General features: G+C 33.4%; 20 protein-coding genes. 10 read left to right on the top strand and 10 right to left on the bottom strand.

The genetic code is table 11. The annotated features are described in order from the left end of the window. Position 1 precedes the first annotated feature (1 nt). Complete coding sequence (locus FF52_RS10020; protein ID WP_008465132.1) at positions 2–475, top strand: RNA polymerase sigma factor; 474 nt, start codon at positions 2–4, stop codon at positions 473–475. Next, positions 462–1,058, top strand: coding sequence for a hypothetical protein (locus tag FF52_RS10015; RefSeq protein ID WP_008465131.1), 597 nt, complete (start codon positions 462–464; stop codon positions 1,056–1,058). Before FF52_RS10020 ends, FF52_RS10015 begins: the two co-directional genes overlap by 14 nt. A gap of 69 nt (positions 1,059–1,127) precedes the next feature. Here the strand turns inward: FF52_RS10015 and FF52_RS10010 are convergent, their stop codons facing one another. After that, positions 1,128–1,529, bottom strand: coding sequence for a hypothetical protein (locus FF52_RS10010; protein ID WP_008465130.1), 402 nt, complete (start codon positions 1,527–1,529; stop codon positions 1,128–1,130). A 169-nt stretch (positions 1,530–1,698) separates the two neighbouring features. Here FF52_RS10010 and FF52_RS10005 point away from each other — a divergent pair, with 169 nt between their 5' ends. The 3 genes from FF52_RS10005 to FF52_RS09995 all read left to right on the top strand — a co-directional run bounded on the left by FF52_RS10005 (position 1,699) and on the right by FF52_RS09995 (position 5,121). Further along, positions 1,699–3,687 carry a sensor histidine kinase gene (locus tag FF52_RS10005; RefSeq protein WP_008465129.1) on the top strand — a complete coding sequence of 663 codons (1,989 nt, stop codon included), beginning with the start codon at positions 1,699–1,701 and terminating at the stop codon, positions 3,685–3,687. A gap of 14 nt (positions 3,688–3,701) precedes the next feature. After that, on the top strand, positions 3,702–4,331 hold the full coding sequence (locus FF52_RS10000) for a response regulator (RefSeq protein ID WP_236940436.1): 630 nt from the start codon (positions 3,702–3,704) through the stop codon (positions 4,329–4,331). Positions 4,332–4,434: 103 nt separating this feature from the next. Continuing rightward, positions 4,435–5,121 carry a zinc metallopeptidase gene (locus FF52_RS09995; protein ID WP_008465123.1) on the top strand — a complete coding sequence of 229 codons (687 nt, stop codon included), beginning with the start codon at positions 4,435–4,437 and terminating at the stop codon, positions 5,119–5,121. A gap of 171 nt (positions 5,122–5,292) precedes the next feature. Here the strand turns inward: FF52_RS09995 and FF52_RS09990 are convergent, their stop codons facing one another. From FF52_RS09990 to FF52_RS09980, 3 genes are all read right to left on the bottom strand, one after another. Further along, a complete protein-coding gene (locus tag FF52_RS09990) occupies positions 5,293–5,763 on the bottom strand; it encodes an Lrp/AsnC family transcriptional regulator (protein ID WP_008465121.1) in 471 nt (156 codons plus the stop codon). A 264-nt stretch (positions 5,764–6,027) separates the two neighbouring features. After that, complete coding sequence (locus FF52_RS09985) at positions 6,028–6,777, bottom strand: uroporphyrinogen-III synthase (protein ID WP_008465120.1); 750 nt, start codon at positions 6,775–6,777, stop codon at positions 6,028–6,030. Positions 6,778–6,791: 14 nt separating this feature from the next. After that, a complete protein-coding gene (locus FF52_RS09980) occupies positions 6,792–7,460 on the bottom strand; it encodes a DUF4271 domain-containing protein (RefSeq protein ID WP_008465118.1) in 669 nt (222 codons plus the stop codon). A gap of 106 nt (positions 7,461–7,566) precedes the next feature. Between FF52_RS09980 and FF52_RS09975 the strand changes: the two genes are divergently transcribed. Genes FF52_RS09975 through FF52_RS09965 form a run of 3 tightly spaced genes read left to right on the top strand, consistent with a single transcriptional unit; the run spans position 7,567 to position 10,141 of the window. Beyond that, positions 7,567–8,292: a polyprenol monophosphomannose synthase gene (locus tag FF52_RS09975; protein WP_008465116.1), complete on the top strand. Its 726-nt coding sequence runs from the start codon at positions 7,567–7,569 to the stop codon at positions 8,290–8,292. Positions 8,293–8,302: 10 nt separating this feature from the next. After that, positions 8,303–9,643 carry a dihydroorotase gene (locus FF52_RS09970; protein WP_008465115.1) on the top strand — a complete coding sequence of 447 codons (1,341 nt, stop codon included), beginning with the start codon at positions 8,303–8,305 and terminating at the stop codon, positions 9,641–9,643. Positions 9,644–9,652: 9 nt separating this feature from the next. After that, positions 9,653–10,141, top strand: a complete 489-nt coding sequence (locus FF52_RS09965) for a DUF4296 domain-containing protein (RefSeq protein ID WP_035691328.1) — start codon at positions 9,653–9,655, stop codon at positions 10,139–10,141. Here FF52_RS09965 and FF52_RS09960 read toward each other — a convergent pair. Then, complete coding sequence (locus tag FF52_RS09960) at positions 10,138–11,133, bottom strand: NAD-dependent epimerase/dehydratase family protein (protein WP_008465111.1); 996 nt, start codon at positions 11,131–11,133, stop codon at positions 10,138–10,140. The genes FF52_RS09965 and FF52_RS09960 overlap by 4 nt on opposite strands. A gap of 229 nt (positions 11,134–11,362) precedes the next feature. Here FF52_RS09960 and tyrS point away from each other — a divergent pair, with 229 nt between their 5' ends. After that, positions 11,363–12,658: a tyrosine--tRNA ligase gene (gene tyrS, locus FF52_RS09950; RefSeq protein ID WP_008465107.1), complete on the top strand. Its 1,296-nt coding sequence runs from the start codon at positions 11,363–11,365 to the stop codon at positions 12,656–12,658. 79 nt (positions 12,659–12,737) lie between these two features. On the opposite strand, the gene FF52_RS09945 is transcribed toward tyrS, so the two are convergent. From FF52_RS09945 to FF52_RS09925, 5 genes are all read right to left on the bottom strand, one after another. Continuing rightward, on the bottom strand, positions 12,738–14,369 hold the full coding sequence (locus tag FF52_RS09945; protein WP_008465105.1) for a CARDB domain-containing protein: 1,632 nt from the start codon (positions 14,367–14,369) through the stop codon (positions 12,738–12,740). Between the two features lie 138 nt (positions 14,370–14,507). Continuing rightward, a complete protein-coding gene (locus tag FF52_RS09940) occupies positions 14,508–15,488 on the bottom strand; it encodes an acyltransferase (RefSeq protein ID WP_008465104.1) in 981 nt (326 codons plus the stop codon). Positions 15,489–15,640: 152 nt separating this feature from the next. Next, positions 15,641–15,979 carry a T9SS type A sorting domain-containing protein gene (locus FF52_RS09935; protein WP_008465102.1) on the bottom strand — a complete coding sequence of 113 codons (339 nt, stop codon included), beginning with the start codon at positions 15,977–15,979 and terminating at the stop codon, positions 15,641–15,643. 208 nt (positions 15,980–16,187) lie between these two features. Beyond that, positions 16,188–17,318, bottom strand: a complete 1,131-nt coding sequence (locus tag FF52_RS09930; protein ID WP_008465101.1) for a hypothetical protein — start codon at positions 17,316–17,318, stop codon at positions 16,188–16,190. Positions 17,319–17,521: 203 nt separating this feature from the next. Then, positions 17,522–20,296, bottom strand: a complete 2,775-nt coding sequence (locus FF52_RS09925; RefSeq protein ID WP_008465099.1) for a TonB-dependent receptor — start codon at positions 20,294–20,296, stop codon at positions 17,522–17,524. A gap of 242 nt (positions 20,297–20,538) precedes the next feature. On the opposite strand from FF52_RS09925, the gene FF52_RS09920 reads away from it, so the two are divergent. Further along, a complete protein-coding gene (locus FF52_RS09920) occupies positions 20,539–21,222 on the top strand; it encodes a response regulator transcription factor (protein ID WP_008465097.1) in 684 nt (227 codons plus the stop codon). The last annotated feature ends 182 nt before the right edge of the window (positions 21,223–21,404 follow it).

The raw sequence follows: 21,404 nt of genomic DNA, 5'->3' as shown, positions 1-21,404 counted from the left end.
GATGGAATTCGAACAAATATATAAAACCTATTGGGATCGAATTTTCAGGCTTTGCATGGGTTTCGTAAACGATTATGACGCCGCTCAGGATTTGGCTCAGGAAACTTTTATAATTGTCTGGCAGAAATTGGAAACGTTTAGAAATGAATCTTCTATTGGAACCTGGATTTTTAGAATTGCTTCCAACAATTGTCTGAGACAGATAGAAAAGCAAAAACGTTTTCCGAAATCTGAACTTCCTGTTCATCTTTCAGAAGAAAAACTAACCTCAATAGAACCTCAGATTCAATTCTTGTATAAATGTATCGCTGAGCTTCCAGAAACCGATCGTATTATAATTTCGTTAGAGTTAGAAGATATCAAACAAAATGAAATTGCTAAAATTGTAGGTCTTTCTGAAGCAAATGTTAGAGTGAAAATTCATAGAATTAAAGAAAAACTGACTCAAAAATTTAAAGAAAATGGACAACGATAATAATATAGATTTTAAAGATTTATGGAAAAAACAATCCGTAAGTCAGCCAGATATAACCGATTTGCTGGCACGAATAAATAAGTTTAAAAAAACTGGACTGCGTTGTTTATGGCTTACGAACATTCTGCTTTTAGGAACCAGCGCTTTCATTGCTTTTGTTTGGTTTTATTATCAGCCGCAATTTATTTCGACTAAAATCGGAATTGTTCTGGTGATTTTGGCAATGGTGATTTATTTAATGGTCTACAACAAATTATTAGGCAATTATAAAAATATAGAAGCAAATCAAACCAATCAGGAGTATTTGCAAAATTTGATTGTAATTAAAAAGAAACAAAACTTCATGCAGACGAAATTAATGGCTTTGTATTTTGTTTTGCTAACTATTGGAATTTGTTTGTATATGTATGAATATGCAAGTAGGATGACAGCTTGGATGGCTATTTTAACTTATGGAATTACATTGTTATGGATGTTGTTTAATTGGTTGTATATCCATCCAAAACAAACCAAAAAACAACAAGAAAAAATTAATAGTCTGATTGAAAAATTTGAAGAAGTTAATCATCAGTTGGAATCATAAAAAAAGAAGCTTCGCAATTGCGAAGCTTTCTTTTACCAAAAACAAAAATCTAAAATTTTAAAGTAAGATTTATCTGGGAAAAATATATGTTTTAGGATGTGCAACAATGATTCCTTCACTATCTGCTTTTCCTGTTAACTCAGAAACTACTTTTCCTCCCACATAAACTTTTGCTGTCACAGTTTGTCCAGCAACTCCTCCGTAACCACTTGTGTGTACCAACGCGCCATCAGAATCTGCATCGGCAGTAAATTCTTTAGTCCATGGTAATGAAGGCACATCTTCAATAAGCGGAGCGCCGCTTTTTTCCATATAGGTTACATCAAGTTGTCCAGTATAATTTCCAGTAATTTCATATTTTACATCTCTTGATGCTGGAGCAGAGTTATTATCGTCGTTATCACTGCTGCAAGAAACTGTTGTAAAAGCAAGAGTCATTACAATTGCTAAGGTTTTCAAAATTGATTTCATAATATATTCTTTTTAATTAATAATCTGATTCATAACAAAATTAGACCCTTACTTACGGGACGGCAATACCTGATAAAATGTATTTTTTATTACCTGATATCAGGTAAAAGCAAGCAGTTTCTTTTTGAAAGTCGTTAAGCTTTAATAACTTTGGGTAAATGCCACATTTATGAAGAAACTCTACGCCTTTTTATTTTTTTTATTTTTTAGTGCAATTTCAAATTCACAAGTAATTCTTTCATTAGATGATGATACTGTTTATATTGACAGTATTGTTAAAATCACAAAAAACACAAAATCCGATAGTGTCAAAAGTTTGAATAGCTTTAGATTGTCAAAACTGTTTTTAATGGCGCAGGATGCTGAAAAATCTAAAGAATATCTTGAACAAGCCAATAAGCTTAAAGCTAAATTTCCTTTTCTAAAAGACGCTTCTATTTTTTATAACGCCTATAGTTTTATAGAAAAGGGCGATTTGGAAGGTTTTGAAAAAGCCTTACTCGAAGCCAATACAAAACTGAAAAAATATCGAAATAAAGAAGCCTATAAACTTCGTGCCGTAATACTTCAGAATTATGGCATTATGCAGCAGCGAAAGAATAATGAAAACGCTTATATGAAATTGCTGGTAAATGAAGCGATTCCGATTGCTAAAAAAAGTGGCGATTATGAATTGATCAGTGCATTAAACAAAGCAGTCGCGATTATTTTTATGAATAATAATGAACGCGAAAAAGCAGCAGAATATCTAGATCAAGCTCAGAAATATATTGAAAGTGCTACTAAGAAATCGGCAACTTTAGCCGAGTCTAAGATGGAAACATATATTATAAATGCCGAAAATTTAGTTGAGCTGAAGCATTTTTACGACGCCAAAGAAATTTTAGACAAAGCTTATGCGACTTTAGAAAAATACCCAACATCAAACTTAAATGATTCTTATTTTTATTCGGAAGGGATTTATTATGCCAAGCAAAATAAACACAATGAAGCATTGGTAAGTTTTGAAAAAGGAATAAAATCGGCAGAAAGCCATCAGAATGCCATTGCAGTAAACCGATTGAAATTTGCAGAATATGAAGTACTTTTCAAACTAAAAAATTATGATAAAGCCAAAAGCAATTTGGAATATTTGATAGAAAAAACGCCTTTTATTGTCGATAAGAAGAATTATTACAAAGAGCTATCTAAGGTGTATAATGCGACTAAAGAATATCCGAAAGCGTATTATTATTCGAATAAATACAATATAATAAATGATAGTTTAAACGATGCGAAACTGAAAAGCGAAATTGTAGAGCTTGAAGCGAAGTATAAAAAAGCTGAAAGTGAAAAGAAAATTGGTCTGCTGCAGTCAGAAAATGAAAAAGCGGTTTTGCAGGTCAATAACAACCGTTTGAATATGCTGCTTTTTGCGGTGCTTTCGTTTGTTTTGTTTTTGGCAGTTTTGTTTTTATGGAGCTGGAATAATTATCAGAAAAAAATAAGTTTCCAAAAAGAAGTCAATCACAAACAAGAACTGGAAGCATTAGAAAATCAGCAAAAATTATCGATTTCAAATGCTTTGATTGAAGGGGAAGAAATTGAAAGGAAAAGAATTGCAAGAGATCTACATGACGGGCTCGGAAGTATGCTTTCGGGGCTTAAAATGCATTTGAATCTTGCCGATCGCGAGAATAAAGAAAATGCTCCGAATATTAATGGTTTATTGAATGATTCGATCAAAGAACTTCGTAATATCTCTCAGAATTTAATGCCAGAAAGTTTGATGAAACTTGGACTTGAGCATGCGCTTCGAGATTTATGCGCTTCACATTCAACAGCTGAAACAGCAATAGAATTTCAGTATTTAAATAAAAAGACAACTTTGCCGCAACATTTTAAAATTATGATTTTCAGAATCATTCAAGAACTTCTGAACAATGCTTTAAAATATGCCAAAGCATCACAAATTTTGGTTTCCTGTTCGCAGAATAAAGATGTGTTTTTTATTACGGTAGAAGACAACGGAATTGGTTTTAATGTTGATGATGCAGAAAAAAGAGATGGAATGGGCTTGCGGAATATAAAAAACCGAGTGGCTTTTTTAAATGGAAAACTGGAAATTGATTCTGTGATTGGCAAAGGAACTTCAACTTATATCGAAATAAAAATATAACTCAAATCATGATTATGAAGTATAAAACGGTAATAGTAGACGATCATCCGATTGTGATTTCTGGAATTTCAGGTTTGCTGTCGGATTTAGATAATATAGAAATTGTAGAGAAATTTGAATCTGGAATTGCGCTTTTAGATTATATCGAAGACCATAAAGTCGATTTGATTTTGATGGATATTTTTCTACCTGTAATTAATGGAGTTGATCTGTGTAAAACCATCAAGCAGAAACATCCGAAAATTGTAATTATTGGTATGAGCAGCCAGTCTGAAAGAAGTTTGGTCATGCAATTTATCCAGAATGGAGGAAACGGATATATACTCAAAAATGCTTCTTTTGATGAGTTTAAAGAATGCATTTACAAAGCAATTGATGGCGAAATTGTCTTTAGTGAAGAAGTGAAAACCATAATTAGCCAGCCATTGTCTGAAGATTTAGAAAGAATTCCAGGTTTGAGCCGAAGAGAGCGTGATATTGCTCTGTTGCTTTCGCAAGGGAAATCTACTCAGGAAATTGCCGATGATTTGTTTTTGAGTTTTCTAACCGTTCAAACGCATCGACGCAATATTCTCCAAAAATATAAAATGAAAAATGTGGCAGAGTTAATCGCTTTTTTGCTTAAAAACAACATGCTGAATTAAGTCAAAAGTGCTGAAATGATGTCAAAATGGCATTTTGTTAAAATGGTTCGCATTTTGCGGTTTGTTTTGTAAATTTAAAAATCAATCTAAAAACAGAAAAAAAATGGGATCAGGATATTTAATTATTGCTGGAGCTATAATGTTGTTCAGCTGGCTGGTAAGCTCGCAGCTGAAGAGCAAATTTGAGTTGTATTCGAAATTGCAATTGAGAAACGGAATGAGTGGCCGTGAAATCGCTGAAAAAATGCTTGCCGATAACGGAATTACAGATGTTCGCGTAATTTCAACACCAGGTCAGTTAACAGATCATTATAATCCATCAGATAAAACAGTAAATTTAAGTGAAGCGGTTTATAACCATCGTAACGCAGCTGCGGCCGCAGTTGCAGCGCACGAATGCGGTCACGCAGTTCAGCATGCAATTGGTTACGAATGGCTCACTATGCGTTCGAAGCTAGTGCCGATTGTAAGCGTTGCTTCCAATTTTGTACAATGGATTTTAATTGCTGGAATTCTTATGATTAAAGTTTTTCCTGGATTATTATTAATTGGAATTATCATTTTTGCGGCAACAACTTTGTTTTCGATCATTACGCTTCCTGTAGAATATGATGCAAGTAACCGTGCGTTAGCTTGGTTAGAAAATAAACACATGTTGACTCAAGAGGAACAAGCTGGAGCAAAAGATGCTTTAAAATGGGCAGCAAGAACTTATGTAGTAGCGGCAATTGGTTCTATTGCAACGTTGCTGTACTATATATCGATTTATTCTGGAAGCAGAAGGAACTAATTTTAATTGAGATAATTAGTCATTAGATAATTTATAGTAAACCCCGACAGATTTTAAAATCTGTCGGGGTTTGTGTTTTTATTAGTTTGTGTGGCTGAGCGGAGTCGAAGCCTTTATAAGTGACAGATGTAGTAAAATTATATAATTACTAAATTGGCACATTTTCTAATTCTAAAGTTGTATTTGCCTATCAATCTGTTGGTCTAATGAGATAAAAGTTTCAGTTCTAGAAACTCCTTCAATGGCTTGAATTTTTGTATTCAAAAGTTGCATTAAATGTTCGTTGTCGCGACAGATAATTTTAATCAAAACTGACCAGTTTCCTGTTGTATAGTGGCACTCTAAAACTTCTGGAATTTTTCTAAGTTCTTTTACAGCTTCAGAGTTTCGAGAAGCTTTGTCTAAATAAACACCAACAAAGGCCATTGTATTATATCCTAGGACTTTTGGGTTTACGGTAAATTTAGATCCGGAAATAACGCCAGATTGCTCTAACTTTTTTAATCTCTGGTGAATTGCTGCGCCTGAAATTCCTATTTTATTAGCAATTTGTAAGATTGGTTTTCGGGCATCGTCCATGAGATAACGGAGTATTTCTTTGTCGATTCCGTCAATTTCAATTAAAAGGGAGTTGATTTTCATAACTTATAATTTGAAACTATTTTTAAGATTTGGGTTATCAATAGAAATCAAATGTAGTCAAAATGCATTAGAATAGGAAATTCCAAATTTTTGAAATTCCAAAAACCAAAACCCAAATTCCAAATTTCAAACATAACCCGTGGTTTCAACCACGGGAGACGACGTATCTAATAAACCCTAAAAAGAAAAATTCCAAATTTCAAGTGCTTGACTTGGAATTTGGAATTTTATCCCGAGGCTTCGGGAGTATATTTTATAAAAGGATTATTTTCCTTTGTTTGCTTCTGCTACATATTTCTCTAGAGCCATTGTCATAGAAGGCGTTTCAGGAGTTGGAGCAAGAATATCAATTCTTAAACCATGATCTAGAGCCTCTTTCTGAGTGGTGCTTCCGAATACGGCGATTCTGGTGTTGTTTTGTTTAAAATCTGGGAAATTTTTAAACAATGATTTAATTCCTGTCGGACTGAAAAAAGCTAAAACGTCATAGTAAACATCTGCCAAATCAGATAAATCACTCATTACAGTTCTGTAGAAAATTGCTTGTGCCCAATCTACTTTTAGACTGTTTAATGTAACAGGAGCATCTGCATTTAATTGGTCAGACGCAGGAAGTAAAAACTTCTCGTCTTTATACTTCTTAATCAGCGGAGATAAATCTGCAAAATCTTTTGCTCCAACGTAAATCTTACGTTTTCTGTACACAACATACTTTTGAAGGTAAAACGCAACAGCCTCAGATTGGCAAAAATACTTTAACCCTTCCGGAACTTTGTAACGCATTTCATCAGCCACTCTAAAAAAATGATCTACAGCATTTCTACTTGTTAAAATGATCGCAGTGTAATGATTAAGATCGATTTTTTGTAATCGAATCTCTTTTGCGCTAACCCCTTCTACATGAATAAATGGTCTGAAATCAATTTTTATTTTGTGTTTTTGTTGGAGCTCAAAGTAAGGAGAATTCTCCACTTTAGGTTCAGGCTGTGACACCAAAATTGTTTTCACTTTCATATTATAAATATTTTCTAAGCACTCCCTTTTGTTATCCAATAATAGAGAAAATAATAAGGGGCTATTTCAAGAGCGCAAAGATACAAAATAAAATAAAATAACTTACCGATTATTACGTTTTGATACGTTTTAATTGAAATAAAGTAAGAGTATACGCTAATACACAGGGAAATGCCTATGATTGCTAGCGGAATAATCTGCGGAATATTATTGTAATAGAACAAAACAGCATTAATAGGAAGGATTAAAACACCTATATACGTCCTGTAGGTTACTTTTTGTAAGTTAAAAAGCTCTACGAAATCATCAATGTTGAAAGAAGCCGCTACAATTTTTTCGATTAAATATTTTCCTAAAATGAAATAAAGCAGAAAAGTTGCAATTCGGATAAATAAAAGCCAATCGGTTTTTGAAGCATAGCCAAAAATATTCATCGTAAGCAGAATAAAAAAGGCAAATGATACAACCTGTACAAAAAATAAACCAACCGTAAAGCTACTTTTCATGTGGCTGTTGTCTCGATAAATTTTGGCATATTTATCAGAAAAAATAAGTTTACTAAATTCACTAAATCTTGTTTCGTAAGCCGATTTTGTCATGGCAACAACAGCAAAGGTCAGCACAAATAAAAGTGTTGCCCAGTCTTTGTTTTCAAGAATTCGAGGATGTAATTGTTCAATCATAGCGTTACAAAATTAGTAATTTTTTGATGCAATACTTTTATTATATATTTATTATGAATCAAATGCTATAAAAAGTTTACTTTTGCGGTGAAATTACCGAGAAAAAATGAATGATAGCATTGTCATAATTCCAACTTATAACGAAATTGAAAACATAGAAAGTATAGTTCGAGCTGTACTTTCACAACATAAATCTTTTCATCTGCTGATTATAGATGATAATTCTCCTGATCATACCGCAAAAAAAGTCATTGCATTGCAGGAAGAATATCCAGGAAAACTGTTTTTAGAGCAAAGAACTAAAAAATCAGGATTGGGAACGGCTTATGTTCATGGCTTTAAATGGGCTTTGGAACGCGATTATCAATTTATTTTTGAAATGGATGCCGATTTTTCGCATAACCCAAATGATTTAGAAAAATTATACGATGCTTGCCATTTTGGTGGAGCAGATCTGGCCATTGGTTCTCGTTATGTAAAAGGGGTAAATGTGGTGAACTGGCCATTGAGCCGAGTTCTGATGTCTTACTTCGCATCTGTTTATGTGAAATTTATTACCGGAATGAAAATTCACGACGCCACTGCAGGTTTTGTGTGTTACAAAAGAGAAGTTCTGGAGAAAATCAATTTAAATAAAATAAAGTTTGTCGGATACGCGTTTCAAATTGAAATGAAGTACAGAACTTACTGCGCGAAATTTCAAATTACCGAAGTCCCAATTATATTTACAGACAGAACGAAAGGAGTTTCTAAAATGAGCAATGCTATTATTAAAGAAGCTATTCTTGGAGTGATTTCACTTAGATTAAGAAAATTAGTCAATTCATTATAAACCAACCGAAATGAACAGGATTTTAATAAAAAATGCCAAAATTGTAAACGAAGGGACAATTTTTGAAGGTGATGTTTTAATTGAAAACGATCTGATTGTTGAAATTGCAGACAGCATTTCATTAAAAACTTCAGATTGTATTGTCATCGATGCTGAAGGAAATTATTTAATGCCTGGCGCGATAGACGATCAAGTGCATTTTAGAGAGCCGGGATTGACGCACAAAGGTGATATCGAATCGGAATCTCGTGCTGCCGTTGCTGGCGGAATTACTTCTTTTATAGAGCAGCCCAATACAGTTCCAAATGCAGTTACCCAAGAAATATTAGAAGATAAATATCAAATTGCATCTCAAAAATCATTTGCGAATTATTCGTTTATGATGGGAGCAACAAACGATAATTTGGAAGAAGTTTTAAAGACAAATCCAAAAAATGTTGCCGGAATCAAGATTTTCTTAGGTTCGTCTACAGGAAATATGTTGGTGGACAATGAAGCTGTTTTAGAAAAAATATTCTCAAGTACTCCAATGTTAATTGCAGTTCACTGCGAAGACGAGACCACAATTAAAAATAATCTTGCTGCTTTTAAAGAACAATACGGAGACGATGTTCCAGTAATGGCGCACAATTTAATCAGAAGTGCAGAAGCTTGTTATATGTCTTCTTCAAAAGCAGTAGCTTTAGCAAAAAGAACTGGAGCGAGATTGCATATTTTCCATCTTTCGACTGCGAAAGAAATGGAATTGTTTACGAATAAAATTCCGTTAGAAGAGAAAAAAATCACTGCTGAGGTTTGTGTACACCACCTTTGGTTTACAGATGAAGATTATAAAACTAAAGGGAATTTCATAAAATGGAATCCTGCTGTTAAAACTGCTGATGACCGTGCAGAACTTTGGAAAGCATTGAATGATGGAAGAATTGACGTAATTGCGACAGATCACGCGCCTCATACCAAAGAAGAAAAGCAACAGTCATATCTGAATGCTCCTTCTGGAGGTCCGTTGGTGCAACATGCAGTTGTGGCTATGTTTGAAGCGCATCATCAAGGGAAAATTAGTGTGGAGAAAATCGTGGAGAAAATGTGCCACAATCCGGCTAAGATTTTCAAAATAGAAAAAAGAGGTTTTATAAGAGAAGGTTACCACGCCGATTTAGTAATCGTTAATCCAAGTTTGCCTTGGAGCGTGAAACCAGAAAATATTTTATACAAATGCGGATGGTCTCCGTTTGAAGGTTATACTTTCAAATCTAGAATTACGCATACTTTTGTAAACGGAGAATTGGTTTACAATAATTTCAAAGTAAAAGATATTAGAGCGGGTAAAAGATTATTGTTTGACAGATAAAAAACAACTATGAAGAATTTTATAGTCATACTATTGGTTTTGTTTCTTTCTATAAGCTGTAAAAAGGATGTGGTAAAACAGCCTGCAAAGCTTATTGAGAAAGAGAAAATGATTGATATTATGTATGATCTATCTCTTTTGGAAGCCATGAGATATCAGAAGCCATTGTTTATGGATTCAGTAGATAGCGATCCTAAAAAGTTTATTTATAAAAAATATAAAGTAGACAGTCTTCAATTTGCACAGAACAATATGTATTATGCTTCCGATTATGAGAATTACAAAGACATGTTCGATCAGGTTAATAAAAGAATTGAAGTCAATCAAAGAGCTGCGGATTCATTAGCTAAAATTGATGAAAAAAAAGCAGCTAAAGCGAATAAAAATAAACCAAAAGAATTGAAAGAGGTTTCAAAAGATTCAGTTCGAAAAACAATTCCGAAAATTAATATTGACTCAATTAGATTGGCGCAAAGAAAACACAGAAGAGAGATTTAAGCTTCTCTTTTAATATAAAGATGAATATCAGTAAAAACCGTTCCTAGAGCGGTTTTTATTTTTTCGTTACTATATAGATTTTTCGAGTATGAAGCTTTTGCTGTTGCTTTGGTAATACTTCTTTTTCTAAAGAATAAAGTTGAAAAGATTCCGTCAGCAATCCACAACAGATTCATTAAAAAAGGTTTGGCATGAATATGAGGTCTTTTTATTTTAAAAACATCAGAAATCGTATTTAAAAGATCTTTAAAAACAATATTTTCAGAGATAAGCGTGAAACGTTCATTTTTAATTTCGCTTTTCATCAATTGAATAGTTATTTTGACTACATCATCAACTGAAATGAAGCCAGTGCTCCCGAGCGTATAGAACGAAAGGCCTTTTGATACTTTTCGATAAATTTCACTGCTACCTTCATTAAAAATATCCATCATTTTTGGAGGACCTAAAATTACTCCCGGATTTACAACAATAACATTCAAACCTTCCTGTTGTCCTCGCCAAACTTCCATTTCGGCGCCATATTTAGAAATGGCATAATCGCTGTGCGGTTTTTCGGGATTCCAGTCTGTATCTTCTGTAATATACGTTTCGTGAGGTGCAATATCTCCTAAAGCAGCAATAGAACTGATATAGCAAAATTTTTCTACATCTTTAGCAATAGCAAAATTGACCATGTTTGCAGTTCCTTCGATATTGGTTTTTCTAAGGATTTCTTCGTCTTTTGGATCAAACGAAATAAAAGCGGCACTGTGATACACTTGTTTGATATCGATAAAAGCAGTTTCAAGTGAAGGTACGTCTAGAATATCCGCTTCAAGCCAATTGATTTTTTCAAACAAGTGGGCTTTTTTATAAAAATCAAAAACCGATTTTGTTTTCTGAATATTTTTTTCGGTTCTGTAAATTGCCCGAACATTTTCTCCATTTTCGATTAAATGAAGCAATAAATGCGCGCCTACTAAACCAGTTCCTCCAGTTACTAATATCATGTTGTAAAGATAAGTTTTTGTTTTTTTGCCACAAAGTCGCAAAGTCGCAAAGTTCTTGTTTTTTGTTGGAAAGTTGCAAAAGCACAAAAGCAATAAGATGGAAAAAACATTTGCGTCTTAGCGACTTTGCAATAAACTATTTGTGAATCTTCATGTCTTTGTGCCTTAGTAGTAGACTTTTTTGTCATTACCATTGACATTGATTACATTTGCGCAAATTATTTAAAAAATGAAGAATCTAGTTGAAGAATTAAAATGGCGCGGGTTATACCATGATAGTATGCCTGGAACGGAAGAACAATTGCTAAAAGAAGCAACCACTGCCTATATCGGTTTTGATCCAACTGCAGATTCACTGCACATCGGAAGTATGGTTCAGATTATTTTGTTGGTTCACCTAAAGAATTTTGGTCACAGACCAATCGCTTTAGTAGGTGGAGCAACAGGAATGATTGGAGATCCTTCTGGTAAATCTGATGAAAGAAACTTGCTTGACGAAGAGGCTTTGGCTAAAAACGTAGCCGGAATCAAAAGCGTTTTGTCTCGTTTCTTAGATTTTAATTCAACCGAAGCAAATGCACCTGTAATGGTGAATAACTACGATTGGATGAAAGAATTCTCTTTTATCGATTTTGCACGTGAAGTTGGAAAAAGAATTACCGTAAACTATATGATGGCTAAAGATTCTGTAAAAAAGAGATTTAGCGGAGAAGGTGAGGGAATGTCTTTTACAGAATTTACATATCAGTTAATTCAAGGTTACGATTTCTATCATTTATATAAAAACAACAATTGTATTCTGCAAATGGGTGGTTCTGACCAATGGGGTAATATTACCACAGGAACAGAATTAGTGCGAAGAATGGGTGGTGAGAATGCTAAAGCGTACGCTTTAACAACCCCTTTGATTACAAAAGCAGACGGATCTAAATTTGGAAAATCTGAAGGTGGAAACGTTTGGTTGGATGCTGATAAAACTTCTGTCTACAAATTCTACCAATTTTGGGTAAATACAACTGATGCAGATGCTGAGAAATACATTAAAATCTTTACTTTCTTAGATAAAGATACTATTGAAGCCTTAATTGAAGAGCATAAAACAGCTCCGCATTTAAGAGTTTTACAAAAGAAATTAGCAGAAGAAATTACTGTTTTTGTTCACAATAGAGAAGAATTAGAGAAAGCAATTCAGGCTTCAAACATTTTGTTTGGAAATTCTACTGCAGAAGATTTGAAAAAATTGGATGAAGCAACCTTTTTAGAAGTTTTTGACGGAGTCCCTCAAGCTGAAATCGCAAAAGCGGATTTAGAAAACGGATTGGATATTATTACTGTTTTAAACGAAAAAACAGGTTTCTTTAAATCGAATGGAGAGGCGAGAAGAGCTTTAACAGCAAACTCGATTTCTGTAAACAGAGAAAAAATAAAAGAAGATTTTGTTTTAACTGCAAATGATTTAATTAATAATCAATTCGTTTTATTACAAAGCGGAAAGAAAAACTATTTTGTGATTAGAGTTGTATAATTTCGAAAACAAAATATTTTAATTTGAAATAAAAAAGGCATCCTAAAAAAGGATGCCTTTCTTTTTATAATAGTAAAGTTTAGTTTTTTAGAACTTTTCTAGTCACACCATTTGATTTGATGATGTAAATTCCAGTTTTTAATGAGTCAAGAGATTTATCCTCTTCTTCTTTAGAATTAACTTCTTTAGTCAATACTTTTTGGCCATCAAAATTGAAAACATTGATAGAGTATGGTTGAGTAACTTCTTCAGTATCTGAACTTGATTGTGCTGTTCTTGCAAAAGGACTAACGAAAGTTACAGGTATAGGTGTTATATTGTTGTTTTCATTTGATTCTGTATTTGTTTTAGAATCGTCAACTGAAATAAGAATGTTTCGATTTCCGGTAACTGTTAATCCTCCAAAATCAGAAGAGAAAATTGATCTAGATACAGAAATTGAAGCGCCAGGGTTTATTGCACCTATTGAGATTGCGCCAGATGTAGATTTTATATCAGCAGAATCAAGAACACCGTCTGAAGATAAATAAAACTGAAGGGTAGAAGGAGTTGAGGCAACACTTCCCGTGTTTTTAATCGTTATTGATTGTAAATTGATAATTCCAGATTGATTGTTTATTGTGTGTCTTTTGCTTCCCAAATCACTTAAAGCGGCACTGCAATCAAAACAGTTGCTAAAAATAATCGTGTTAGTTGGATCAACAGCTAAATCTGGTTTTCCTGTTGGTGTTGTTGTCTGGTTAATAATGAATGACGATGTAGACGAAACTATGTTGTTTTCAGTATTTGTCTCTTCACTATTAACTAATTGCATAATTGCATAGTAAATACCACCGCTAATATTTGCAGGAATAGTTATCGATGGTGTTCCGTATTTAATTTCATTAGGATTTAGCGGGTCTAAAGTGATATCCGTGATTAATACATCATCAGCACTTAGAGTTGCATTGCCTTTAGAAAAGTAAATTAAGCAGTGAGACGGTGAAAATGCTCTACCACCAATGTTTTTAAGAGAATAAACTGCTGTAAAAGTAGTTCCAGGAGTCATTGTTGCAGTTCCGCAATCTACAGCGTTAGCTTGTAAATCTGGTTTAGGACAATTTAATGTTGCAGGTGAAAAAATGGTATTGCTGTTTGTTGGGTCTATTTGATATTCGCTGTCACCAGCTTCGATACTTGCTCCTGTAATCAAATAGTAATTTACGCCTTTTCCGAAGTCCATAAAATAAACTTCACCTATATTTAAAGGTTTTTGGGTTTTTACATTTACTCTTTCTCGAGTAGTGTTAGCAGTCAAATTTGCGCAATAGTTGCTTTGAGCTTGTTCTAGGGTTGATCCTAATAAAACAGGTCTAATGTATTTCCAAGATAATGCATTGCACAAGTCTGGAATCAGTTCAAAAGAGGCTGGTTCGTCTATATCACTTCCTTTGTCAAGTGAATAATCAACGGCATATAAAACTTTATAGTAATGAGATCCTGATGTTGATCCTTGTATTAAATCGGATTTATAGATTTTACCAACTTCTAGTTTATAGTTTTGTCTTAAATTAAAATCTCTAGTTGGTCCAGGCGAAGTGTTTTGAGTGCATTCAGTTGAAATCGCTATTTCAACATTAGAGCCTAAATCCTGTAATGTATGAAATTTGTAGGTTTGTGACCAACTTACAATACGAGTGAATACAAGTAGTAATAAAGTAATTTTTTTCATAAGAATTATATTTAAAATTTGAAATAAAAATATATTTTAAATATGAAAACAGTATTTTTCTTATATTAACAATGGGTTAATAAATTCTGTATATTCCTACGAAAAGGTGTTTGGATTCTACTACGTGAAAAATCTTTTTTATAAGACCATCAAATTACAGCCACGAATATCAGAATTATCAAAACGTCCCAATACCTCAAAAGAGTTATTCGAATATTTTTTGCCTAAATCCTGCGTAGCTATAAAAGAACACGAATTGATATTCGCTAAATCAATAACATTTATTCCGCCAGTTTTTCCATCATTCACGTAAGTAAGAGCATCTTCAGGATCACGAACTAAAATATGCATCCAAGAAGGACATTCAAAAACACCTTCGCCAAGAGAATAGGCTTGCGCTAAAAGTTCGGTCATTCCATATTCTGAATGAATAGATGAAACACCAAAACCTTTACATAAAATGTCGTGCAATTCTTCACGAATCATTTCTTTGCGTTTCCCCTTCATTCCTCCAGTTTCCATAATAATGGTATTTTGAAGATTGAATTGATGTTTTTCGATTAAATCTAACAAAGCATACGTGACCCCAATTAAGATTACATTTTGCCCTGCTTCGTCCAATTCAAGAAGTTTTTTGATTAAGTCGTCATGATTGTGCAAATAAAACCCGCTTTCAGGCTGATTAGAGAGTTTTATCAGATCTTCAACCATATAAATTAACGAAGAGCCTTCTCGTTCTAAATAAGACGGCAAAAGGGCTAAAACAACGTAGTCCTCTATATTGCCGTAAAATTGAGAGAATCCTTTGCGGTAACTTTCCTCATATAGGGAAACATCGGTCACTAAATGTCTGCTGGTAATCATTCCGGTTGTACCACTGCTGGTAAAAGTTACTTGTGCAGGATCTGTATTAGAAACCACATTGTGACTTTTGAAAAACTGAATGGGTAAAAAAGGAATTTGCTGCAGTGATTTTACCTGCTGTGGGTTGATTTTTAAAAAATCACAAAAATCGCGATAGACTTTATTGTTCTCATGCTGAAAACGAAACACTTTTAGTGCTATTTTTTCAAATTGTTTCTGACTTGAAATGGTAAAGATATCGTTGGCTGTGATCAAAACTTTTTTTTGCAAAGATACTTTTTTTTAGTTTTCAGTCGCAGTCTCAATCTCAGTTTTTAGCTACAGTCTCAGTCACTGTTTTCCGCAAAGTCTGTAACTGAAAACTGTGACTGAGACTGTAAACTAAAAAAGCTCCAAAGGAGCTTTTTTTATCTTATAATGAGTTTTCGTGTTGCCGAAGCGTTCTGTTCGCTTATTTTGATGATGTAAACACCAGGAGGTAGTTCTGAAACACTTAATTCTTTTGATACTAAATGTGCTTGCAATACTTTTTTGCCCAAAAGATCGAACACAATAATTTCTTTCTCTAAATCGTTTTTAGATGATATGTACACTTTTCCGTTTGTCACTGGGTTAGGATACAAGCTGAGACCCTCAATAGAAGTAGATTCTTGAGGTTTTGGTAATTGCTTACTATCTTGCGCCGCGACGCTAAGAGTAAAGAAAAATGCCAATAAGAAAGTAATATAAAAGTAGTTTTTTGCCATCGCATGTATTTGATTACCGTAAATATACAAAAAAAATTACAAAAATGACGCCAAAAAAAAACATCCTAAATATTTAGGATGTTTTTAACATTATGTGTTCGAAGTGATTAGGAAAAAGTGTGATTTTACGCTCTCTAAGAATCCTAAAATAAAAAAAGCGGTCTGAAATATTTCAGACCGCTTTTCTATTTTTAGAATCTAACTTTAATTATTTAGTCCAGTTAGCCCAAGTTGGTAACTCAGCTCCGTTACCAGCTCCAAGGTTTCCTGTAGTTGTTCCAGCTAATTTAGGACCTGTAAAATCAGTTACAGAAGCTCCAAAAGTATAGTTTGTGATAGTAAAGTTACCAGCAGCAAGATTTGCAGTTACACCTGCGTCTGCAGATAATTTAGCAAGAGCAGCAGGCATTCCGTCAGCAACATATACGTTAGTGTAAGTTTGTTTTCCACCACCTTCTTTGTAATTGATTGCTTTTTCGTCAGCTAAGAAAGTAGCCCCACCTTTAACGATAGAGATGTTGTTGATTTTAGCGTTTGTCATTGGAGTAGCTCCACTTGGATCTTTAGCGTTAGTAGACCCTTCAACACCAGCTTTAGAAACACCTTTAATGTATACGTTTGTAGCAGTACCTTGCCACCCGTCAGCAAAATCTAATGAATCATCATAAGAGTTAATGATTGTTAAGTTAGAAGCATTTACAGCTCCTCCAAAGAACTCAATTCCGTCATCACCACTTTCGAAAGCGTAAATATCAGATACTATAGTTCCAGAACCTACTCCGAAGAAAGAAATTCCATTGTATTCTTTTTCAGCAGTATATTTAGAACCTGTGTAAGAAATTTTTAAGAAGTTAATGTTTCCAGAAGAATCTGCATTGTCATTTCCTCCGTAGCTTAAACCACCTACTTCAGAAGTACCATTATCTCCAGTATTTACTTTACCATTACCAGCAATGATCAATCCACCCCAGTCACTTTGAGCAGGAGATGCTTTTCCAGAAGTCATAACAACTGGTTTAGCAGCGGTCCCATTGATGTTAATTTTAGCGTTTCTTTCTACAGCGATATATAAAGAAGTTGCTTCAGCAGTAGGAGAACTTTTGATTACTGTTCCAGCAGGAATTACTAAAGTAGCTCCACCTTTAACCACTAAGCCTCCAGTTAAAGTATAAGTTTGAGTAGGATCTAAAGTTACTGTACCGTCTTTAATTTCTCCTTTTAAATCGTCAACTTTTAAAACAAAAGAACTATTGTTAGTGTTTTTGTTATTATCATCAGAACTACAGCTTGTCAAAGTAAGTCCTAATATTGCAGCCATTGCAAATAAACTTTTTTTCATTTTGTTGTGTTTTATTGTTTTATTTATTCAAGGCAAAGTAAACGAACATATGTTTTTGCTGAGTTAAGATGATATTAACAATCCATTAAGTATACTGGGGTAAAAATGCATTGTCTTAATATAAAATTTACATTTCAATTTTGGATAAAAAAAAAGCGATTGGTTATCCAATCGCTTCTTGTAATTTATTGAATATCTTTTTTTTAGAAAGTATAGTTTAAAGTAAGTCTAAGATCTGAACCTGCTTTGTAAGAAGTTACGGTGATGTCTCCTACAGACTCTTTTCCAGGTACTTCTCCCTGCTCTTGTACACGCTTAAAAGTTGGGTTTAAGATGTTATTGTAAATAAGACCAATTTTTAAGTTTTTAGTTAAGCTAGAGTTTACAATAAAGTCGAGTTTGTTTACGGCTTTATCAACCATGTTTCCAACTCTTGAAGTTCCAATTACAGCTAACTTATCTGAGAAATAAGAGTAAGATACTGTTGCTGAAAGATCTGTGTTTTCTGAAAACTCATTTAAGAATGATAAGTTCGCATTGGCAAGGAAATTAGAAGCTCCTGTTAATTTACTTGACGTAAAAGTAAAGTTAGCTCCAAAATCATTTTCATTGTTTACTTTGTCATTGCTCAGATCTTGTTTAGTGTATAAATATGATCCGTTTGCGTCAAAAGAAAGTTTTGTTTTTAAGTTGTCTCTTTTTTCAATTTCAAAAAGATCTTTTCTATATTCAACTTCAACCCCAGCTACAGTTCCTTTGTCTCCTGTATTTGCATAAGAAATATCATTTGAAGAAGAGTTCAAGAACATTTCGTTGATTGGGTTTTGAATGATTTTACCAAAAGCAGTTACCGAAATTAACTCACTTGCTTTAGGGAAAAATTCCCATCCTAAATCGAAGTTGTAATTTGTTGAAGCATATAATCTTGGATTTCCTTCGTATGCTTGTGCAACATCTTCGTAAATAATTGGCACTTTTTCTTTAAATTGAGGAAGAGTATAAGTCTTACTTGCAGAGAATTTTAAATTCTGTCTTTCATTCAAAGTATATTTTGAAATTAAGCTAGGTAAAATATTGAATTTAGAATCGTCAGAGTTTCCTCCAGATGGAACTGTTGTTGTGATATAGAAAACATTTTGATTTAATTGCTCTAATCTTGCTCCTAGTATTACGCTCAATCTTTCAGTTAAAGAATATTGAACATTAGCAAATGCAGCATTAATATCTAAATTTCCATTATATGTTTGGTGAATTCTGTTTGAGTAAGAAGACCCCCAATGTGCAGGATCTAAATAATTATCTACATGGTGAATGTCTTCTTTAGGGAAAGAGATCGAAGTTCTGTTTGGGAAAAATGAAAATTGCTGCATATCATAATCTACATCTTTGAATTTTCCTGAGTAACCAACTGTTACTTTTCCTTTATAAGTATCATCACTTCCTTTTTTGAAGTTATAAGAAAGAGCAATATTTGCAGCGATTTCATTTTCTTTCAAGTCGTGAAAAAATCTATGGTTATTAATGTTTGAATTCGTAAAAAACGTGTAATCAATAGCATTAGGCGCGTACACGAAAGAGTTCTGCATACGATCTGGAATTGCGCTATCAGAAATACTATATCCAACTCCCCAGTTTAAATTCCACTGATCGTTAAATTTGCTTTTGCCTGTTAATTGGTTTACCACCAATTGAGTTCTTTCAAAAGTTCCACGTTTGATAAAACCGCTAATTTGCTGTTGAGCATCTCCACCACCGTCAAAGTTAATATTAGTTCCTTCATACTCGCTATAGTCTTGCTCACTAGAGTTTAAGAATAAAGAAGTAAAGAAGATAGAATGTTTGTTATTGATTTTATAATCAGCAGTACCCATAACTGTTGTTGTAGTATTATGTTTGTAAGCTGTTCTGATAAAATCAGAATAAATATCTCCGTCAGAAGTAATACCTCCTCGACTGTAACCTTGAGTAAATTTGTTTTTTGCACTGAAAGATCCAGTAACAAAAGCACCAATTGAACTTTCGTCGTTTATTTGAAATCTTTTTCCTCCAGATAAAGTGTAAAAAGCATTTAATACATTTTTACTTTCTTGTCTGTCCCAGCTTGTTGAATAGCTGTATGGCAATAGTGGAGAATCCGGAACTCCTACTTTCTTAAATCCTGCATAAGTAGGTCCGTCTTGAAGGTAAAAATGATCTTGTCCTAAAACATTTGTATTTGCACCAGTACCAATTGAAACGTTAATGAATGGTTTTCCGCTGAATTTCTTTGCACTAATGTCAATATTAGCTCCTCCAAAGTCAGCATAGTTTTGAGATTCAAAAGTTTTACTAATTCCGATATTATCTACAATGTTTGTAGAGAAAATTTCTAAAAGAATGTTTTTGTTTGCTGGGTTATTTGATGGTAACGGAAGACCATTTAAAGTAGTTACATTATAACGGTCACCTAATCCTCTAACGAATACGTTTCCAGAATCATCTTGTTTAGAAACACCGCTTACTTTTGCAACAGCGTTAGCAACGTCATTAACTCCTTTTCTTGCAATTTCTTCAGCACCAATAGCAGCTTTAAATTGAACTGCATTTTTTTGATCTAATAATAATGCCGATTCTTTTTGTTTGTTTCCTGCAGAAGATTTTACAACTACATCTTTAAGAGTATAACTTCCAGACGAAAGGCCTTGATTAACTGTTACAGTTTCATTTGCTTTTACAGCAACTGGAGCTTCAACAGATTCATATCCTAAAAAACTAAAAATTAAAGTATAATTTCCAGGATTTACGCTTAACGAATATTTTCCGTCTACGTCGGTATTTACGCTAATATTTGTACCTTTAACTAAAACATTAGCAAATGGCAGAGCTGCGTTGTTCATATCTTTGTCAGTCAGAACTCCAGAAATCGTACCTTTGTTTTGCGCGATCGAAATCGTACAGATAAATAATGCAATAAAGAGAAATCTTAAATTGAATTTCATTTTTTTCAGTGTTGTGTTTGTGTCTTATTATTTTTGTGCAAAGAAAGAACCGCTCTGTGAAGTCCATGTTACCGACTTGTTATGTTTTTGTGTTGTTAAGATTATCAAATTGTTACGAGATTAAATTACGGTTAACACCATTTTTTAAAGGTTCTTTTGTTAGTATATTTACCCTGTGAAATAAGAAATATCGAATGTTTAGTGAAGAAGTTTCGATATAAAAATCTCAATTTTTGCTATTTATGAAAAAAACACAAACTAAGATTTTATTAGTTGACGATGAACCAGATATCTTAGAAATCGTTGGCTATAACCTTGCTCAGGAAGGCTATCAGATTGTTACAGCTTCTAATGGAAAAGATGCTATAGCAAAAGCGCAGAAAGAGCTGCCAGAACTAATCATTATGGACGTGATGATGGCAGAAATGGACGGAATGGAGGCTTGCGAGCATATTAGAAAAATTCCAGAGTTAAATAATGTTATCATAACATTCCTTACAGCAAGAAGCGAAGATTATTCTCAAGTAGCTGGTTTTGATGCCGGTGCTGATGACTATATTACTAAACCAATAAAACCAAAATTATTGGTCTCTAAAGTAAAGGCGCTGTTAAGAAGGTTAAAAGAACAGGAAGTTGTTACGGATACTTTAAATGTAGGCGGAATCGAAATTAATCGTGAGGAATACAAAATCATAAAAGGCAATGTAGAAATTGCTTTGCCAAGAAAAGAATTCGAATTGTTCTATCTATTAGCTTCAAAACCAGGGAAAGTTTTTAAAAGAGACGAAATCTTGGATAAAGTTTGGGGTAACGAAGTTGTAGTTGGAGGAAGAACAATTGATGTTCACATCAGAAAACTGCGTGAAAAAATAGGCGAAGATCTTTTTAAAACTATAAAAGGTGTAGGCTATAAATTTGAAGTTTAATTTCTCTATAGAAAATGAACTATATAAGTGATAGAAGTTCATTTAAAATTATAGTTTACTTTAAAATAAAAAAGCTCATTTTTGTCAAAGCCTGACTTTGATAAAGATGGGCTTTTCAAAATTATTATTTATTCCCAAAAAAAGTTATTTTTAAATGAACTTATATCACTTATATGGTGAAA

The sequence above is a fragment of the Flavobacterium sp. F52 genome (assembly GCF_000278705.1).
Lineage (GTDB): Bacteria > Bacteroidota > Bacteroidia > Flavobacteriales > Flavobacteriaceae > Flavobacterium > Flavobacterium anhuiense.
Note: the sequence above shows the minus strand (reverse complement) of the source record. Positions and strands in the feature narration are given on the sequence as shown.

Bases quoted from the DNA above. Each gene is read 5' to 3' on its own strand.
- FF52_RS09965 (WP_035691328.1), top strand. From the start codon at position 9,653: ATGAAGAATTTTATAGTCATACTATTGGTTTTGTTTCTTTCTATAAGC.
- FF52_RS09925 (WP_008465099.1), bottom strand. From the start codon at position 20,296: ATGAAATTCAATTTAAGATTTCTCTTTATTGCATTATTTATCTGTACG.
- FF52_RS10005 (WP_008465129.1), top strand. From the start codon at position 1,699: ATGAAGAAACTCTACGCCTTTTTATTTTTTTTATTTTTTAGTGCAATT.
- FF52_RS10020 (WP_008465132.1), top strand. From the start codon at position 2: ATGGAATTCGAACAAATATATAAAACCTATTGGGATCGAATTTTCAGG.
- FF52_RS09985 (WP_008465120.1), bottom strand. From the start codon at position 6,777: ATGAAAGTGAAAACAATTTTGGTGTCACAGCCTGAACCTAAAGTGGAG.
- FF52_RS09945 (WP_008465105.1), bottom strand. From the start codon at position 14,369: ATGAAAAAAATTACTTTATTACTACTTGTATTCACTCGTATTGTAAGT.
- FF52_RS09980 (WP_008465118.1), bottom strand. From the start codon at position 7,460: ATGATTGAACAATTACATCCTCGAATTCTTGAAAACAAAGACTGGGCA.
- FF52_RS09930 (WP_008465101.1), bottom strand. From the start codon at position 17,318: ATGAAAAAAAGTTTATTTGCAATGGCTGCAATATTAGGACTTACTTTG.
- FF52_RS10000 (WP_236940436.1), top strand. From the start codon at position 3,702: ATGAAGTATAAAACGGTAATAGTAGACGATCATCCGATTGTGATTTCT.
- FF52_RS09960 (WP_008465111.1), bottom strand. From the start codon at position 11,133: ATGATATTAGTAACTGGAGGAACTGGTTTAGTAGGCGCGCATTTATTG.
- tyrS (WP_008465107.1), top strand. From the start codon at position 11,363: ATGAAGAATCTAGTTGAAGAATTAAAATGGCGCGGGTTATACCATGAT.
- FF52_RS09990 (WP_008465121.1), bottom strand. From the start codon at position 5,763: ATGAAAATCAACTCCCTTTTAATTGAAATTGACGGAATCGACAAAGAA.
- FF52_RS09975 (WP_008465116.1), top strand. From the start codon at position 7,567: ATGAATGATAGCATTGTCATAATTCCAACTTATAACGAAATTGAAAAC.
- FF52_RS10015 (WP_008465131.1), top strand. From the start codon at position 462: ATGGACAACGATAATAATATAGATTTTAAAGATTTATGGAAAAAACAA.
- FF52_RS09970 (WP_008465115.1), top strand. From the start codon at position 8,303: ATGAACAGGATTTTAATAAAAAATGCCAAAATTGTAAACGAAGGGACA.
- FF52_RS09995 (WP_008465123.1), top strand. From the start codon at position 4,435: ATGGGATCAGGATATTTAATTATTGCTGGAGCTATAATGTTGTTCAGC.
- FF52_RS10010 (WP_008465130.1), bottom strand. From the start codon at position 1,529: ATGAAATCAATTTTGAAAACCTTAGCAATTGTAATGACTCTTGCTTTT.
- FF52_RS09935 (WP_008465102.1), bottom strand. From the start codon at position 15,979: ATGGCAAAAAACTACTTTTATATTACTTTCTTATTGGCATTTTTCTTT.
- FF52_RS09920 (WP_008465097.1), top strand. From the start codon at position 20,539: ATGAAAAAAACACAAACTAAGATTTTATTAGTTGACGATGAACCAGAT.